This is a genomic window from Mucilaginibacter sp., assembly GCF_025362475.1.
Lineage (GTDB): Bacteria > Bacteroidota > Bacteroidia > Sphingobacteriales > Sphingobacteriaceae > Mucilaginibacter.
On the sequence record NZ_JANYGH010000023.1, the window covers coordinates 187,456 to 203,545 of the forward strand.

Here is a 16,090-nt window from a genome sequence, read left to right on the forward strand (position 1 = left end):
GTTTTCGATATTTCGTATTTAAAAAAAGGTCTTAACTTTACAACCATACTAATAATCAACTAATTATAAGCTAAAATATAACTGGCATAGAAATAGAACATCGTTTACCGCCTTGAAACTCCTAAAATCAAAACCATGGAACAGTTAGAAACATTTTCGCCTTTGTATGTTGAAAACAAAAGAAGTGATCTTCCCTTTGATATGCAGAACCTGCACTGGGTTAACGAGGAACTTGGATATAACATAGACAGGTATCGCTCAAATAACCGCTACACTATAATATGGATTGTAGATGGGTTTGGCAATTATTATCAGGATTTCAACGAACAGATAATCGGCAATGACCATTTATTGTTCATCAGGCCAGGTGAATTGGCCAACCTGAAGCTTCCTAAACGCCTCAAGGGTTACATTATATCATTTACATCCGGATTTTTTGATTTTAACGACCATGACCATATCAACACAAGAATTCATCAGCTTTTTCACCAGACACATTATATGGAATTCAATAATGATACTATAGATGAATTTCAGGATATTATGGATATCGTTATGAAAGAATTCAATAAATACAACCTTTACAGGCCTGAAATTCTCAGGCGCTATTTCACCATATTCCTTATTTATTTATCGGGGCAGGCTCAGCCGCAAATTACTGCAAGGTATTCCCGAAATGAAGAGATATTTCAAAACTTCAGTTCGATTGTTAACAAAAACTTCAGGACACAGAAGATGGTCTCTGATTATGCTGATCAATTATTTGTAACTCCAAATTACCTGAACCAACTTGTGAAAAAGCTAACCGGCTATTCGGCAGGATACCACATCAGGCAACGAATTGCCGCCGAAGCCAAGCTTCAGGCAACTCAACCAAATAATTGTATGAAAGCTATAGCATATAATCTGGGTTTTGCCGACATGGCGCATTTCAGCAAGTTTTTTAAAAATACAACAGGAATTAATTTTTCTGATTTTAAGAAAAACAGCCCAATCCCCCAGCCTATTTGATCATTAATTCTGCAAAATGAGTAAAACACCAACCAATAAGGAGTTAAAATGTTGCGATCATCGGCGGAGGGTTTGCGGGGAATGAATAAGAGGATAATTTATCCGCATTCAAATATTTTGATCAGGAGCTAAATAGCTATTGCAGGGCGTCAAAATGCGATGGTGGACATATCCGAACAGGTAAAGTGCATGAGAGCGGCATTGTTATGGCTTTTGGTACCCCTGATATCAATTATACAAACTAAGTAAAGACATCGCTCAGCTGGATTACCGCTTATCTAACAAAAAATCAATCATTAAGAATGATTTTTAGGTCATAATTATAATCAACAAAACAATTAACTCAAAACCAAAAACAATGTCAACATTAGTAGAACTTATCCCCGGCAATTCCCTGATCACCGCAACGCCCGAAGAAGGCAGGCAGCTGGCCATCAAATTATCCAGACTCATTATTAAAGTCACACAACCTGACGCGGCAATACGGGAAAAACTACGCCCGGTTTATGCGGAAGATGCAGCGATGCTTATAGCTATTGGCCAAACAGTAGCTATTGAATTTGCAACTATCGCAGCCGCAAACAACTTCTGGAAATGATAATGGCTTTCTGATTCAAAGGCATTGCATAAAAGTTCAGGTAAACACCGTTGCTTCCTGGACTTGGGGTTTGAGATTGCCTGCTAACCCGCCCGGTTTAAAGTGCTGTTATTAGTTCCTCGCAATCTTGAATTGATCGGCATGGGCATGATCAAGCAAGTACTTCAAATGGAAAAGTCATCGATGACTTTTCCATTATTATACACAGATAGCAAGAAGCTCCTATAAAAACGGCCGGCGCACGTAACAGGTCAGCTAAATTCAACGGCCAGAAATAAATGCAGATACAAATGTGTCCAAAGGATTTTCCTTTAAGCCCGATGTCCGTCGCCATGGCTTCTGATACCATTTACCCTGCTATTATTACCGGCTATTTTTGACCATTTCAAATCGCCTAATAGCAAGGGTAGCCAAATTAAAAAATAATTATTCTGGTTGATTTCCAAAAGATACCCCCAGCCTGTTCCATGCGTTCATCATGGTAATGGAAAGGATAATGTTCGCAGTTGTTTTTTCACCAAAAATTTCAACAGCTTTTTCAAAGAGCTCATCAGTAACGCCGTGATTAGCTATCATCGTAACTTGTTCCGTCAGTTCAAGAATAACCTGGTCCTGCTCATTAAACCAATTCCGTGCTTCGCGCCACGCACTCATCACAAAAATACGTTCCTGCCTTTCACCATATTTAAGCGCATCTTTTGAATGCACATTAAGGCAATAGGCACATCCATTGATCTGCGACGTGCGTATCTTAATCATTTCCTTTTGAATTTTGGTAAGCTCTGTTTCCGCAAGAAGCTTATCAAGTTCTATTAAAGGTTTGTAAACCTGTGGCATTACCTGCGCTAATTTAAATCTGGGTTTCATAATTTATAAGTTTTATTATTATTTTTCTAATTATTGTAATTAACCATTGGCTATCAATGGCCCTATGAGCATTTTAATGATCCTATCGATTGTTCCTTAACCAATTTACATGGCAATTAGTGGCACTATCGAATATCTTACAGAACTGAGATAATTTATGTTGTTTTGCGGCTTTCACTCCCTAAAAACGGACGGACAGAAACAGCATGCGCTGCAAAACAAATTCGCATTAACCCCTGCTCCTTACTTTGTTTAAACGAATTGCAGATAATAAGTAATAAAATGCGCCAAATGCCGCATATCCGGCCAAACTTGCAATTCCCATTGTTGGCAAATGCGCCAGAATAATAAAAGAGCTGCCACCAATCATCGATTGTCCGCCGCTAATTATCATCGGCCACTGGCCGGCAACCTTCTTTTTGCGCCTTACTGCCATAATCAACTGTATGAGACCTGTCAATATCGCCCAGGCACCGAACACAATCAGCGCCTCAGGAACTCCGTTTTGTAGTGCTATTGCAACTGCTATTGTGGTTATAGCACTGATTATAGCATTAAAATACTGTGTTTTGCTATTCTCTACGTTGTTGGATACTTTGATGTCAATCAACGTGCCGACAACATCCCATGCCGGGTATAAGATCAAAAGGCCTATAGCTACTGATGCGTTATTTTTGGCGAAAATTGAAATTAATACCGCCCAAATTACCGAAAAAGCACTGCGGAGATAATAAAGGGTTCGCAAATTGGTTGCAACGGTAATATCATGTTCAATTAAGTAGGAATTTGATTGAATTGTTGTTTTCATTTTTTGTTGATTTAATTTTACTTGTAAATAATACTGTAAGGCCTTGTGATTCAATTTTATTCGTAACTTTTTTTCCTTAGCTTTAAATTAAATCACAAAGCAAAGCTGAGCAGATTACAGGACGGAAAAAGGTCGATAATGCTGTTAGTTTAGTCGGAATAGCTGTTTTGGTTAATTAACCTGTTCCAATTAAGATGTCCCAGGATACAAACCACTTATGCTCCTATGTGATGACCAGCCGCATTACTCATCAAATTTTGACCGATGCTTATTTATGGGTAAATTAAATACCAGTTATCAAATTAATCACACCGTGAAAACAAAGTTTCTAATTTGTTTTTTGTGTTTATTTTCAACTTTTAAAGTATTTGGGCAAAATACTTTGGGTGGCTTAGAAGTCCCTGCTGAAGATGTTACATTATTAAATAAATATGTTAAGAACCTTGATCGCGCAACGACCGATACCGAGAAGGTTAAATTGTGCCTTAAGTTAAGCCGAATTTACTGGTATAAAAACACCATAGGCGCTAAAGACAGCAGCATTTATTATGCTCAAATGGCCTATGATATAAGCCCTTCCGCAAATATGAGCGCTTCAAGAAAGGAGGCCCTTTTTCTGATCTGTAAAGCAATGGCTGAGAAAAACAACGTCGCAGGGGCCGATAATTTGATAGCAAGCGTAAGTGGTGAAGAACGCGCCAGGCTAATGCTTGTAATGGGTGAACATTTTGTATTCTCCAACCACAAATCGATCTACCAGCAGGAAAAAGGGTTGCCCTATATCTTTCAGGAGATTATCTTAAGTAAAAATATCAAATCGGAAAAATGGAAACATGAAGGATTAATGCTTTTAGGAAAATATTATTTCTCGCAGGGAGATTTTAATAAAGGAAAAAAAACCATTTTCGAAATCATATCAGACTATAAAACTACCGGTAATTCAAAGATGGAAGCACATTACTGGTCAGAGTTAGGCTTGTACATGCCGGAAACTGACAGCACTTACAAAGAAAAAATATTTTGCCATCAGGCAGCCTTTTCGATATATTATCGAATTAAACTTTACAAAGAAGCTGCTTACACCTTACGCGACATAGCTGTTCTTAACAAAAACCATAACAATCTGGATACCGCTGAAAGGCAAATACTTAAAATGCTTGCCATCCTAAAATCGGTCAATATTCGTCCTTCATTTACTACTTACCGGATAGCAGGAGATATTTCCCGGATTAAAGGTGATTACAATAAGGCGCTTTCTTATATCCTGGAAGCCCTAAACACTCCAGAGATATTACTTGACAGAAAAATGAACGGCTATGAGACATTAGCGGACATTTACAGTGAATTAGGTTTACCTCAAAAAAGCCTGTATTACTACAGGTTAGTGCTCAATTACGCAGTTTCCAGCGATAAACCTGGGATATTCCTGCTCTGTTATGAAGTGGTGAGAGAACAGATCAATAGCGGGGATGCCAAAAACGCTTTGCAGTTTTTAATACAGTTTACAGTTAAACACCCCCCAATTCTTACGATACAGAAAGAGTTATTAGCCGGCGCATACGGAGATGCCTACAGTGCTATGAATCAATTTTATAATGCTGAAAAATACTACCTCCAGATGGTTAGTCTTGACCGCGTTGTGCAAAAAGAATTAAAAAAGGAAATAGGTGATCATAGCTCAATTTCTGGAAGTGAGGCCTATTTTACAATTACAGGCAGCGAAGCGTATTATAACATTGGCAGGTTTTATACAGCGTTTAAAAGGTATAAAGATGCAAAACCTTACCTGCAGCAGTCGTTGACATTATCACCAAATTTACCCTCAGTAAAAAGAATAAAAGATATTGAATTCTTACTGTTCAAGGTCGATTCGGCGTCCGGGAATTATTTATCTGCAATTAACCACTTTGAGAAACATAAAAATTTAAACGATTCCATATTTAACGCCACTAAAAGTAAACAGTTAACTGAATTACAGTTAAAATATGAGAGTGCCCAAAACGCCCAGTCCATCAGACTTTTAAAAATTAAGAGTCAAAGCCAGCAAACCGAAATCCAGAAAGTAAATATGCAGCGGAATATTACTTTTGGAGGTATTGGAATGCTCATGGTTATTGCAGGCGTTACCTTTTACAGTTACAGGAATAAGCAACACACCAACCTAATGTTACAGTTTAAACAAAACCAGCTTGAAAGCAAACAAACTGAAATAAATGACAAAAACATCTGGCTGCAGAATTTACTCCATGATAAGGATAAGCTGATAACCGAAAAGGATTGGTTGTTAAAGGAAGTTCACCATCGTGTAAAAAACAATCTGCAGGTTGTTATCAGCCTGCTTAATACACAAAGTAATTTTCTTAGCCAGGGGCCAACATTTAATGCGCTGCGTGAAAGCCAAAACAGGGTGCAGGCAATTGCATTAATTCACCAGAAGCTTTATGGATCCAGTATGACAACATCTATTGAAATGCATATTTATATCAGTGAACTGGTCAGTTATCTCAAAGCTTGCTTTGATACTCGGAAAAGACAGATCAGTTTTGAACTTGACATTGATCCAATTTCCATGGATGTTATTCAGGCGATCCCTATCGGCCTTATTTTGAATGAAACGATAACCAATTCCATCAAATATGCTTTTACGGAACAGCCCGGTGAAATTAAAATTGAACTTAGCAAAAAAGATGAAAAAAATCTGTTGTTAACAGTCGCAGACAATGGTAAAGGTCTTCCGGATTTATTCGACCCCAAGAAGGCAAACACGATGGGCATGGAAATGATCAAAGCCCTTAGCAAACAAATCAACGGTATTCTTCTGTTTAGTGGTAACAACGGGACTATTATCTCTATTGAATTTCCTGATAAAAATTAAATTCACTGTCCATTTAATTGAAGCTTCTCAGCGCACAATATTAAAAAGAACGGAAGGTACAATATAGCAGTAGAAGCCCCTATCAAGAGCCCCCCTACTGGTACCCATGCATAAAACAGGAAGTAACCGACAATATCCTTTTCCTTGTATCTTTACTTGCTGTTCCTTCGGTAGCTTTCTAACGGCGTTAGTTCAGTTATATATTACTGATAGCATTGTTTAATTGCGTTGAAAATCAAATCTTCTTATGTTCAGCGGAGGTAAATGTGAATTTGCCTTCCAGTTTTATGGGGGTGCCGTCACCAGCATAGGTGACCTTTCCGAAGGATCGGATCCATCTTTCCGGCTTTCCATCCTTAGGTATAATTTTATAGGTCATAGAGAAGTCTGCTCCGGTCTTTAGCGAAATGGCTATAGCTGCCTCCACCTGCTTTCGGTATTGATTATCAACCAGATCCAGGGATTCCATCCATGTGAGTTTTGTATCCTCGGGATAACCACGAATCCGCAAACCATAATCAGAAAATAAAAGCTCATTGCTATAAAAATCGATCGACCAATTCCATAACTGGTTGTCATAGGACATGTTTAAATCCAGGCAATCCAATATATCTGATAATTGATCGCTAAGCCGATTCGATTTCATATGCATTAGTAATAATTCCTCTCCTAATGTCATTACCTGGGTTTTTAAAGCGGCAGCTTCTGCTTCTAATTCAATGTTTCGTTGGAGTAGGCCTTCATGTGCTAACTTATTAATATGATCAAAAAAAACATCGTCCTTGAGCTTGCCGTTATTTCGAATTTCTTTTTTAGCTGTACGTCGCCTCCCTTTAACTAAGAGTATATTTATTAATATCAGTAAGAGTATTAAACTATAAAATATTATGTTTTGTAAAAAGCTTCCTACACTTAAATACTTTACAAGAAGCTGGTAGAGCTGGGCAACGCTGATATTCATGATAAGGAGATAAGGATAGGCAAATTAACAGACGAAAGTTAACGATTAATGGTGTATTATCTGCTATCCTGGCATGGTGAGTGCATTTTTAGTGACCCTTATATTTTAAGCTGGGGCGCTAGTTTTCCAACGCGTTCCACTAATTGTAATATTTGATCTTTAAAATCCATGGTGATATTTTATTAGGGTGTAGTATTAGTCAGATTAATTTCATGATGCCCGGAACAGATTAAATAGTCTGCCAAGGGCGACGATTTATGCTCCCCCTTACCCCCACCAGGAGATTCGGCGTTGGTATTAAAAAAATGGCCCCGGTGTTTTCCGGGTCCAAATGATTTGCGATAAGGCCAACTCATCATTGGGCAAGGTTTAGGTTAATTTTTTTTTCATAGAGACTCGAAATTCCAAAGCATTCATTGTTGATTGCAAATCTTTCCATAGTTTCCCTCGTTGTGACTTTTCAAAAGTAGCCAGGACCACCGCGTTTTTTATACGGGAAACCGTAAATCACGAATTATTTTATAGATAATCAAACGCTGTTTGACAGATGTCCATACACTTTAGCTGTCTGATTATTGCCGTTACTCTTATTTGAATTCAGCTGGGGCTTTTTTTCGGAACGATCAACAACGACGATGTTAAAATGGGAACAAAGAAAATAAGTACGGCAACCAGACCACAAATAATATTTCACCAGGAACTTATCATCAGAACAGTTTATCAAGAAGATTATTTTTCCAACCCGCATAAAGTTTTCTGTTCTTTCTTTGCTCGCTCCAGCGTTATTTTTATGGTGCGGCCGGTACAATTACTCAGTCCGCGACAGCTTGATTTGTAATGGTACGTGGTGGCGCTCCTGCTATCACAGATGTAAACTATTGTTGGCCTTTTGCAGTTGATGCCGGCAAGCAAAATCAGCACAAGTAAGGCTGTTTTCAGGTATACTGTCCTTCACATGGCAAAAGTCCTTCCGTTCATGATGGGGTTATAACCACGCATAATTCATCAGGTGAGCAAGATTGTCGGTCATCTTATTATCCGGGTTTGATCTTAAATATTTCCTGTTGAACACTTCTACCTGCTCTCCATCCCGCCAAAAGCAGGTTTGGTAATCCCATATCCAGGTTACCGCTTCGTTCAGCGGATTACTGAGTAATTTTAAGGCGATAGTCTTGTCTGTTTTTTCTGCCCTGTAAATAATTGGTTCGATTACTTCATGAACTGCATAGTGCGTGATCACACCATTCGCATCTTTCCATACTCCTGAAATTTTAAACTTTGCCATTTTTTAATAAATCTCTCATTGGTTTAACAACTCAAAGTTATCCTGTCGGAAAGTTTATTTTTTACGGGAAACCGTAAAGGCTGGAATTATTCTTTTCTGGAGATCAGCGCTTTATTATGTTAACAGTGTAATAGTGTATTTAACGGCTCCTTATATTTATTGCTCTGTCGAAATTATGTAAATCATGCCAATCGACATAAAACATGGGTGAGATATGCTGTTGCCAACGCGGAACGACCGGTATGGAACAGTGCAAACAATCAGATAATTCCCATGTCTTTGCAATAGGCGACCAGCTGTTCGTTCTTGAAAAAGCCGAGGGTTTCCCTGATCTGGTTTAGCCGTTTTTCCATACTGCTTAAGCTGGCCGGGCGTACCTGGTTTTGCTGGAGATAGGCCGGGATATCTTTTTGGTGCATGCCTTTGGAAAGCTGGGAAATGATCAGGATATCATAAGAGGTAAAATCGTGTGCGTTTTTTTGTTTCATGGCCTGCCTGAACTCTATGGGAAAATGTTGTTTGTTTTTATAGATGTTCTCGATGGCGGCTTTGAGTTCCTGGGCATCACGCCGGGCTTTGCGGACGTAACCGTTGATATGACAGCCCTCCACAAGGTCCCCGATAACGGCTGTTTTATGCTCGGCTGAAAACACGATCACTTTCAGGCCGGGCTGCACCTGCCGGGCGGCGGCAATAAGGGCCGCCCCGCCAGCGAGTTTTTGCTCCCGGCCATCGTCCTCAAAAGAAAGATCGGTAATCAGCAACTCGTAAGGCTGCTCATCCCGAAGGCCCTGTTGGATGCGCAGGAGGGCGTCATCACAGTAATAGGCATAGTCTACATCGACGATACCGAGGTCCTTCAAGGTTCTTTGTACAGAAATATTGGCGCTTTCCTGGTCTTCTGCTATAAGTACGGTTTTAAACATAATGGTGCTATTTAGGCAGTCGGGAAGGCTATCTGAATGCCGAGCCCTTTGCCTGCGTTGTTGTCAAAAATAATACTGCCCCGGATCACTTTTATACGGTTTCCCGTATTGTTCAGGCCATTTTTATGCGGCGCGTTTTTGGGGATGCCGACGCCGTCATCACCATAGTGAATACGTATCCGGTGATCGTGCCTTTCAAACAGGATAGCAACATTAGCTGCCCGGCTATGTTTTTTCATATTCACCATTAGCTCCTGCAGAATATAGTATAATTCCTGCCGGACAGTGACGCTGACCGCTTTCCATAGCGCTTCAGTGTTTCCGACCAGGGCCACCCGGACCTGGTCTGTGGCGAAGGAGCTTAGCAAAGCAGATACCAGGGTATGGAAATCCTGTCCGCTGAGCCAGGGTTCGTCATAAGAGATATCCCGGGATTTTTCATACATCTCCTCTATCCTGTCCAGTAAATGCTCTTTATCCAGATCGACCTGGTTTTCAATCTCCGACATCATCCGGTATAAGCCGTTGGCGACGACGTCATGTACTTTTTTGGAGGTCCGGAGCTGGTTTTCCCGGATCTTTTCCTGGGCTTGGCGCTCCAGTCGCCTTTTTCGTTTTCGGTACCACCAGGCAGCAAAAACAGATCCGGCTGTCAGCAGAAAAAGGGAACTATACAGCAGCACGCCCTGTTTGAAAAGCTGGTATTTTTTTTCGGTATTGTCTTTTTGCAACCGGAGGTTGTCTATTTTGTTCTTTTCCACGCCATAACGAATGAGCGCGAACTGGTTTTTGGCCGCCTTGCGTGCCGCCTGCACGCTGTCACCGAGATGCTGGTAACGTATAAAATATTGCCGGGCATCAGCCGGGCCAGCTACCCGGACCAATTTCTCCAGGGCTTCCAGCTGGTCGTCCGGGCTCTTCAAACGCCGTGCAACGTCAAGCATGGCCCGGGCATAAAACAGGGCGGAATCCGGCTGCGAAGGAAGATAATAATCGGCCAGGTGGGCAAAACTCGAATTTTGTCCCCAGAGGTCTTTTTCCCGCGTCCGGATATTCAGGGCTTTTAATAATTCGGGAGCAGCATGATACCGCGGATCGGCAAGCCATTTCGTTGTGGCCATATTGGTTAATATCCGGGCATAACCCGAACCATTTGTTCCGGTTTGCCTGATTACCGAGCTGTAAAGCTTCAGCGCATACGGGTAGTCTTTCTTTTGCTGGTAAGCATTGGCTTTATTGTTCAGGATAACGGATATCCGGAGGCTGTCATCAGTAAACCGGATAGCCTGGTCATAAAAAGCGATAGCGGCATCCTCATTTTTAAGGTTAAAGCTGGTCATCCCCAATTCATTATAATCGTTAGCCAGGCAACTGCGATCCCGGGCATTCTTTTCATCTAAAAATTTTAAGGATAGCGACAGGCTTTCCTGGGCCCCGAAATCATCGCCGGCGTCGGATTGGATCACGGCCATATTGTTGTAGGCCATGGCGATCTGCAGGCTGTCCCTGGAACTGGAAACGATTTTATTAAAATAGTAAAACGCGGAATCATTTTGTCGGGACAGCCAGGCATAGGCTTTCTTGTAATCGCCCCAGTTGCTCTTCAGAACCGGTCGCTTGGTTTGCTGGCAGGAAAACAAGATCAACAGGCAAAGGGGAACGAAAACCAATAGTTTTTTCAAGGGGGATATTTTCTGCTAAAAATATAAAAAGCGATCCGGAACGCCAACCGGGTTGGCCAGTAAAAAGTAAGGTAAAATTTACTATGCCGGCCCCGCCGCTGATAAGAAATAAATTGCAGGCGCAAAAGACCATTGCCGTTAGTGGATTTATTACCAGGCGCATTATCAATAATAATGGGAGTATACAAATTCTGCTGACGGTGACTGACCTGGTAGCGCAGACGCTGAACAAATACTCGGAGCACGGAATCAAAAAGATCGAATTGCTGCAGGCCAAAGCGGCGGCAGGTTTCCGGGATGTCTACAACTGGCTGAAAGCAAAGATCATCAACGAAGAGCCCTTTAAGATTGGAATCACCATCGGAAATCCGGCATTATTGACAATGATATCAAGCACCAGCTCCGAGAGTCTATCGGCTTTTACGACCTGTGTTTCCACCAGATGATCAAATAAAAAGACAGGCAAGCCGGGGCCTGCCTGTCTATGAAATTTAACTGCCTGGGGGCGGCGGAAGATGTCCGTTATCGCCGCCGGTATCCGTGGTGGCGTTAGTCACTGTACCGGTGTTATTTTTATTATGGTGGCCTTGATTATGTGCAGGGCATGCGAAAGCCAGAAAGAGTGTAAAAAACAGGGTAAACATTTTCAAAAAATTTAAGGGTGAATAAATCCTGCAGCGGTCCGACAAACCACTTGGGAGCCATACTGCAAACCGCGTAAGAAGCGCTTCTTACCTTTTTTGGGAAGTGTGGGCATTGATCGCGGAGGCCGGCAACTGCTTCCCAAGCCGGCTGACGGCATCCGCTTTCTCTGCTTTTAATGAAACCTGCCTGGTGCACCAGACCCTGCCAGCTATGCAGGTTGTTACTGATTTCTGAAGCAAATGTAGGGCGGCATAAATCGCTTACCGGCAATGGATTCCGGAAATTCCGATCATTCCGGCGGGATTCCGGAAATTCCTTGAGGATTCCGAGAATTCCGTTAGCTTTACCTTAAATTGTTTTGGAATGTTTACTGATTACCAATCACAAGTCCTGCTGACCTATCACAAAATAAAAGCCGACCATCAGCTTTCGCCGAATTTATTGCACTCTACTCCGGCTAAGCTGCGGGCAGAATGTGTGGCGGTGCTCAATGAAAGATATCGGCAAAAGGATGAGGAGATACTCAAAATATTTTTTGGATCGCAGGAAAATGAAGCCGCGTACATGCGGACGATACGAAAATTTGAGGCAGACAAGTTTAAACCCCTGGATAATTACCTGAAGGGTAATACAGCTGAAACAGATGAAAAAAATATTGAATTGCTGGCTTGGCTGATCGATTTTAACGCAAGGCCCTACAGGTGGGATTTCTCCTATCGATCTGCGGACACCGACGGTAAACACGCGGCTGACCTGGAACAAAACGAAACAGAGCATGAGCCGGTTACACCGGTTCCCCTTAATTTCGCCGAACAACCAAAGGGCATTCAAATGATCGGGGTGTATGAAACGGATGATGTACAGCCAATATTCGAACCAAACAAGTTGCACGCCAAAACAATACCGGTACCCAAACTCAGGAACGCGATCATATTATTGCTCATGATGACCATCGCAGGCGGAGGAGTTTACATGGTAATTAACCCGACCGGGCAGGAGAAATGTATGTACTGGACGGGCGACCATTATCAGTCCGTTTCCTGTAACCAAAAAGCAGGCGATGTCCCGATATATGCCCTGGACACGCTTAGACTCACTCATTTCAGGAAGATTACAACACCCGACACGATCACCAGGAAATCTTTGGGAAGTGTCTGGTATTCAAAAATAGATAATGTGGTAGAATTCTACACCGCCGATGGGTTTCATCCGATGCACACCGAGAGGAAGCTGAAACCACTGACTGACTATATATGGGAAAAGTATATTGTTGGTAAAAAAGCAATACTATCAGCTTCCAGACATTAAAAGCGGCGCTGGCAAATCCGGTAAAGAGTTTAAGTGGCGAATGATCGATTTCGTTTGACCGATTACTCGTAACAATCTGTTTTGACAGGAAATAAAAAGCATTGCTTTTGTGCCTTGTCCTGCCTTGTCTAGGGCTACATACTGCGATATTTGAATACTTTTTTTAGGTTTATAGGTGAATATTGCCTCTAATTTTATATTTAGCTTCGGTCAATATCAGGTTTAGTACAAATTCCCCACCGTGGTCCTGGCCAGTTTTTACTATAATTGGTAATCACTTATCTTTAGGACAAATACTACCGTTTATGAAAAAGACCCTGATGATATTAGGCCTGCTGGCCATCCCTGTATTATTCATTTGCAGTCAACGTCGCGGTCATCAGGCAGGCGACGATAAAGGTTATGTGATTGATACTTTAGCGTCAAATCTTGTTGTACCATGGCAGATCGTATTTTTACCCGATAAATCTTTGCTGTTTACGGAGCGGCCTGGACGCGTGCGTTTGTTTCGCAACGGTAAACTGAGGGATAAGCCGATCCTCGTGGTACACGATATACCATTGCGCAATAAAACCGGCATGTTGGGAATGGCCATCCACCCCAACTTTCTCCAAAATCATTTTGTTTACCTGGCGCATGACTATGGGACTGCTGATGCGATGAACCTAAAAGTTGTGAGATATGAGTTCATGAATGACACCTTGATCAATCCAAAGATCATCATCGACGGATTGCCTGCCAATCAAAATCATACCGGCTGCCGGCTGGTTTTTGGTCCAGACCATAAATTATGGGTGACTACAGGCGATGCCGACCAGCCCATACGGGCGCAGGATTTGAAGTACTATAACGGAAAGGTGTTGCGCATTAACGACGACGGCACTATTCCTACAGATAATCCTTTCTTTAAAAATGATACCGCAAAAAAAGAAATATGGACCTATGGACACCGTAATGTACAGGGACTGGTATTTGAACCCGGCACCGGTACACTGTTCAACACCGAACATGGCCCAACTGGCGGCGATGAGATCAACATTGATAAAAAGGGGGATAATTACGGCTGGCCTATTATTCATCACCGGGAAAAGCACGAGGGTATGCATTCGCCGCTGGCAGAGTTTACACCCTCGATAGCACCAGGAGAAGCCTTGTTTTATACCGCAGGTGCTTTTCCGCAATTAAAAAACAATTTGTTAATAGCCTGCCTGAGAGGTGAGGGTATATTGCGCGTAACACTTCATCACGATACGGTTGCCAGTGAAGAGATGCTGCTAAAAAACACATACGGCCGCATCAGGTCGATTGCAACCGGTTCTGACGGATATATCTATTTTTCCACTTCACAGGAAGACCCGGTTGAAGGTAAGCACAGGCCTGGTTTTGATATGTTATTACGTATGCGGCCTGCGGGAAGCAGAAATACTGATATAGCGGGGCAAAAGCTCATGACAACTGCTCCGCAAAATACCAAACCAATAGCTGCAAGAACAGGAGCCGCGCTCTTTCAACAATTGTGTGCCAGTTGTCATGGCGACAGGTTACAGGGCAAAATGGGCAGCACGCCAAACCTCGCCGCAGGCAAATTCCTTCATGGGGCAGATAAAGCGTCCATTAACCGCAACATTACCAACGGCATTATGAACAAAGGTATGCCGTCATGGAATGGCGCCATCAGTAAAGCAGATATTTCGAGGTTGACCGAATATATTTACGCGCATAACCGTAAACACTCAATTAAAAAGACCAGTCATTGATAACGTGCAATTCAGGTACTTAAACCTTGATTTCGATTGCGGCCACCAGAAAACATGCATCTGCATGCGGTTTATTCACTAAACCGCTAGTCAAAAACTGGAAGAGCAGAAGAAAGAAAAAACAGGGAGAAATCTGTATCGTCAAGAGCACTGAACGGAAAAGATCACAATGGCTTGCAATCTTTCCCGTTTTTTTATACGCTAACTTGCTGTTAATCTGATACATTATGGACCAGTCCGAGAATTTATGGAATAATGAAATAAGTATTTATTTGGGAATCAAGTTCAATTCTAATATTCTTCTTAAGCGCTAACTTCAAGCTTATACCCCTTGCCACGTATAACAACAATGTTGATATTCGGATCAGGTTCCAGTTTTTTCCTAAGTTTTGATATGAACATATCCAGGCTGCGCCCCACAATAACTCCTTCATCTTCCCAGATCTCTTTTTGCAGCCGGCTTCTCTCTATTGTCTGGTTAGGAGACATCGCGAAAATGAGCAACAGACGCGTTTCAGTTCCAGTTAGGTCTATGGTCTTTTTATTTATTATCAACTGCCGTTTCTGCGCATCAAACAAAACTGAGCCTATAGTGAGTAACGTTGTAAACTGACCTTTAGGTAAAACGCTCCGCGGCTTAACAGATCTCAACAAAACAAATCCAACAAATGCTAAAAATGGCAGGCTGCCCAGAAGATATCCATTCTTTGCGGTATTTATGCCCGCCGGTTTGAATTTAATATTGATCATGTAACATGCTCTGGGTTGCTTTCTTCCTTTACACGCTACAATATCATCTTTTTTACTTCCGGATATAGCAAATCCATAGGCAACACTGGCGTTGCCACAGTTCAGAACGTTGACAACATAATCATATGCGAGCGGGTCTTTGGCCAACAAACGCCGGGTAGTATTCACCAGGGAGTCCGGTTGAAAAGTAAGCTCATTCTCAAACCTGATCTGGTATTCATTTTCTGCGATCTTTTTTACCGGGAGCACTCTTGATGTAATGTCGCCCGACTGTAAGAGCAGCTCATCTCCGACCTTTCGGAGCAAAACTTCCCTTCTCGCGATATTAAAGTCGTCACTGCCGATCATACTGAAAGCCGCGCAGATTACAGAGATAAACGAGAGCAATATTAATCCGCACAGGTACTTGCGTTTCCCGGAGAGGAGATTTCGGCTATCAAACATAATATTTGCAATTTATTTACAAAGTTTACATTTTTATTTACAATCCACATCTCTCAAGCCGAAAAACATCAAAGTAGATTTGCTAAATCAATTTTGATAGAATATGAAAAATAAAAGAAACGTTTTGTCCTGCCTGATTATTTGATTTTAAAAGTAAAGGAGGGCAGATTTTA

13 protein-coding genes are annotated in these 16,090 nt (G+C 41.8%); 6 read left to right on the top strand and 7 right to left on the bottom strand.

Annotated features, from left to right (window positions below; genetic code table 11):
- The first annotated feature begins 135 nt into the window (after positions 1 to 135).
- The gene (locus Q0R88_RS08960; RefSeq protein ID WP_295715207.1) at positions 136 to 1,011 is read left to right on the top strand and encodes a helix-turn-helix domain-containing protein; all 876 of its coding nucleotides are present in this window, start codon (positions 136 to 138) and stop codon (positions 1,009 to 1,011) included.
- Positions 1,012 to 1,369: 358 nt separating this feature from the next.
- On the top strand, positions 1,370 to 1,609 hold the full coding sequence (locus tag Q0R88_RS08965; RefSeq protein WP_295715209.1) for a hexameric tyrosine-coordinated heme protein: 240 nt from the start codon (positions 1,370 to 1,372) through the stop codon (positions 1,607 to 1,609).
- 426 nt (positions 1,610 to 2,035) lie between these two features.
- Here Q0R88_RS08965 and Q0R88_RS08970 read toward each other — a convergent pair whose 3' ends face one another.
- Together Q0R88_RS08970 and Q0R88_RS08975 are read right to left on the bottom strand one after the other, a co-directional pair.
- Entirely contained in the window at positions 2,036 to 2,476 is a 441-nt protein-coding gene (locus tag Q0R88_RS08970) for a carboxymuconolactone decarboxylase family protein (RefSeq protein WP_295715211.1), read from the bottom strand.
- 229 nt (positions 2,477 to 2,705) lie between these two features.
- A complete protein-coding gene (locus Q0R88_RS08975; RefSeq protein ID WP_295715213.1) occupies positions 2,706 to 3,284 on the bottom strand; it encodes a hypothetical protein in 579 nt (192 codons plus the stop codon).
- A gap of 313 nt (positions 3,285 to 3,597) precedes the next feature.
- On the opposite strand from Q0R88_RS08975, the gene Q0R88_RS08980 reads away from it, so the two are divergent.
- Entirely contained in the window at positions 3,598 to 6,159 is a 2,562-nt protein-coding gene (locus tag Q0R88_RS08980) for a histidine kinase dimerization/phosphoacceptor domain -containing protein (RefSeq protein ID WP_295715215.1), read from the top strand.
- Positions 6,160 to 6,394: 235 nt separating this feature from the next.
- On the opposite strand, the gene Q0R88_RS08985 is transcribed toward Q0R88_RS08980, so the two are convergent.
- From Q0R88_RS08985 to Q0R88_RS09000, 4 genes are all read right to left on the bottom strand, one after another.
- Positions 6,395 to 7,120 (bottom strand): PAS domain-containing protein, encoded by a 726-nt coding sequence (locus Q0R88_RS08985; RefSeq protein WP_295715216.1) that lies wholly within the window; start codon positions 7,118 to 7,120, stop codon positions 6,395 to 6,397.
- A 985-nt stretch (positions 7,121 to 8,105) separates the two neighbouring features.
- A complete protein-coding gene (locus Q0R88_RS08990) occupies positions 8,106 to 8,405 on the bottom strand; it encodes a DUF3892 domain-containing protein (protein ID WP_295715218.1) in 300 nt (99 codons plus the stop codon).
- Between the two features lie 260 nt (positions 8,406 to 8,665).
- Positions 8,666 to 9,331: a response regulator gene (locus Q0R88_RS08995; RefSeq protein ID WP_295715220.1), complete on the bottom strand. Its 666-nt coding sequence runs from the start codon at positions 9,329 to 9,331 to the stop codon at positions 8,666 to 8,668.
- 11 nt (positions 9,332 to 9,342) lie between these two features.
- Complete coding sequence (locus Q0R88_RS09000; protein ID WP_295715222.1) at positions 9,343 to 11,013, bottom strand: ATP-binding protein; 1,671 nt, start codon at positions 11,011 to 11,013, stop codon at positions 9,343 to 9,345.
- An 83-nt stretch (positions 11,014 to 11,096) separates the two neighbouring features.
- Here Q0R88_RS09000 and Q0R88_RS09005 point away from each other — a divergent pair, with 83 nt between their 5' ends.
- The 3 genes from Q0R88_RS09005 (at position 11,097) to Q0R88_RS09015 (ending at position 14,723) form a co-directional block, all read left to right on the top strand.
- Positions 11,097 to 11,459 carry a hypothetical protein gene (locus Q0R88_RS09005; protein WP_295715225.1) on the top strand — a complete coding sequence of 121 codons (363 nt, stop codon included), beginning with the start codon at positions 11,097 to 11,099 and terminating at the stop codon, positions 11,457 to 11,459.
- 562 nt (positions 11,460 to 12,021) lie between these two features.
- On the top strand, positions 12,022 to 12,966 hold the full coding sequence (locus Q0R88_RS09010) for a hypothetical protein (protein ID WP_295715227.1): 945 nt from the start codon (positions 12,022 to 12,024) through the stop codon (positions 12,964 to 12,966).
- Between the two features lie 305 nt (positions 12,967 to 13,271).
- Entirely contained in the window at positions 13,272 to 14,723 is a 1,452-nt protein-coding gene (locus Q0R88_RS09015; RefSeq protein WP_295715229.1) for a PQQ-dependent sugar dehydrogenase, read from the top strand.
- Between the two features lie 303 nt (positions 14,724 to 15,026).
- Here Q0R88_RS09015 and Q0R88_RS09020 read toward each other — a convergent pair whose 3' ends face one another.
- Positions 15,027 to 15,917: a winged helix-turn-helix domain-containing protein gene (locus Q0R88_RS09020; RefSeq protein WP_295715231.1), complete on the bottom strand. Its 891-nt coding sequence runs from the start codon at positions 15,915 to 15,917 to the stop codon at positions 15,027 to 15,029.
- Between the last annotated feature and the right edge of the window lie 173 nt (positions 15,918 to 16,090).

Excerpts from the sequence above, each read along its gene's own strand:
- Q0R88_RS08960 (WP_295715207.1), top strand. The coding sequence starts at position 136 with ATGGAACAGTTAGAAACATTTTCGCCTTTGTATGTTGAAAACAAAAGA.
- Q0R88_RS08965 (WP_295715209.1), top strand. The coding sequence starts at position 1,370 with ATGTCAACATTAGTAGAACTTATCCCCGGCAATTCCCTGATCACCGCA.
- Q0R88_RS08970 (WP_295715211.1), bottom strand. The coding sequence starts at position 2,476 with ATGAAACCCAGATTTAAATTAGCGCAGGTAATGCCACAGGTTTACAAA.
- Q0R88_RS08975 (WP_295715213.1), bottom strand. The coding sequence starts at position 3,284 with ATGAAAACAACAATTCAATCAAATTCCTACTTAATTGAACATGATATT.
- Q0R88_RS08985 (WP_295715216.1), bottom strand. The coding sequence starts at position 7,120 with ATGAATATCAGCGTTGCCCAGCTCTACCAGCTTCTTGTAAAGTATTTA.
- Q0R88_RS08990 (WP_295715218.1), bottom strand. The coding sequence starts at position 8,405 with ATGGCAAAGTTTAAAATTTCAGGAGTATGGAAAGATGCGAATGGTGTG.
- Q0R88_RS08995 (WP_295715220.1), bottom strand. The coding sequence starts at position 9,331 with ATGTTTAAAACCGTACTTATAGCAGAAGACCAGGAAAGCGCCAATATT.
- Q0R88_RS09005 (WP_295715225.1), top strand. The coding sequence starts at position 11,097 with ATGCCGGCCCCGCCGCTGATAAGAAATAAATTGCAGGCGCAAAAGACC.
- Q0R88_RS09010 (WP_295715227.1), top strand. The coding sequence starts at position 12,022 with ATGTTTACTGATTACCAATCACAAGTCCTGCTGACCTATCACAAAATA.
- Q0R88_RS09015 (WP_295715229.1), top strand. The coding sequence starts at position 13,272 with ATGAAAAAGACCCTGATGATATTAGGCCTGCTGGCCATCCCTGTATTA.
- Q0R88_RS09020 (WP_295715231.1), bottom strand. The coding sequence starts at position 15,917 with ATGTTTGATAGCCGAAATCTCCTCTCCGGGAAACGCAAGTACCTGTGC.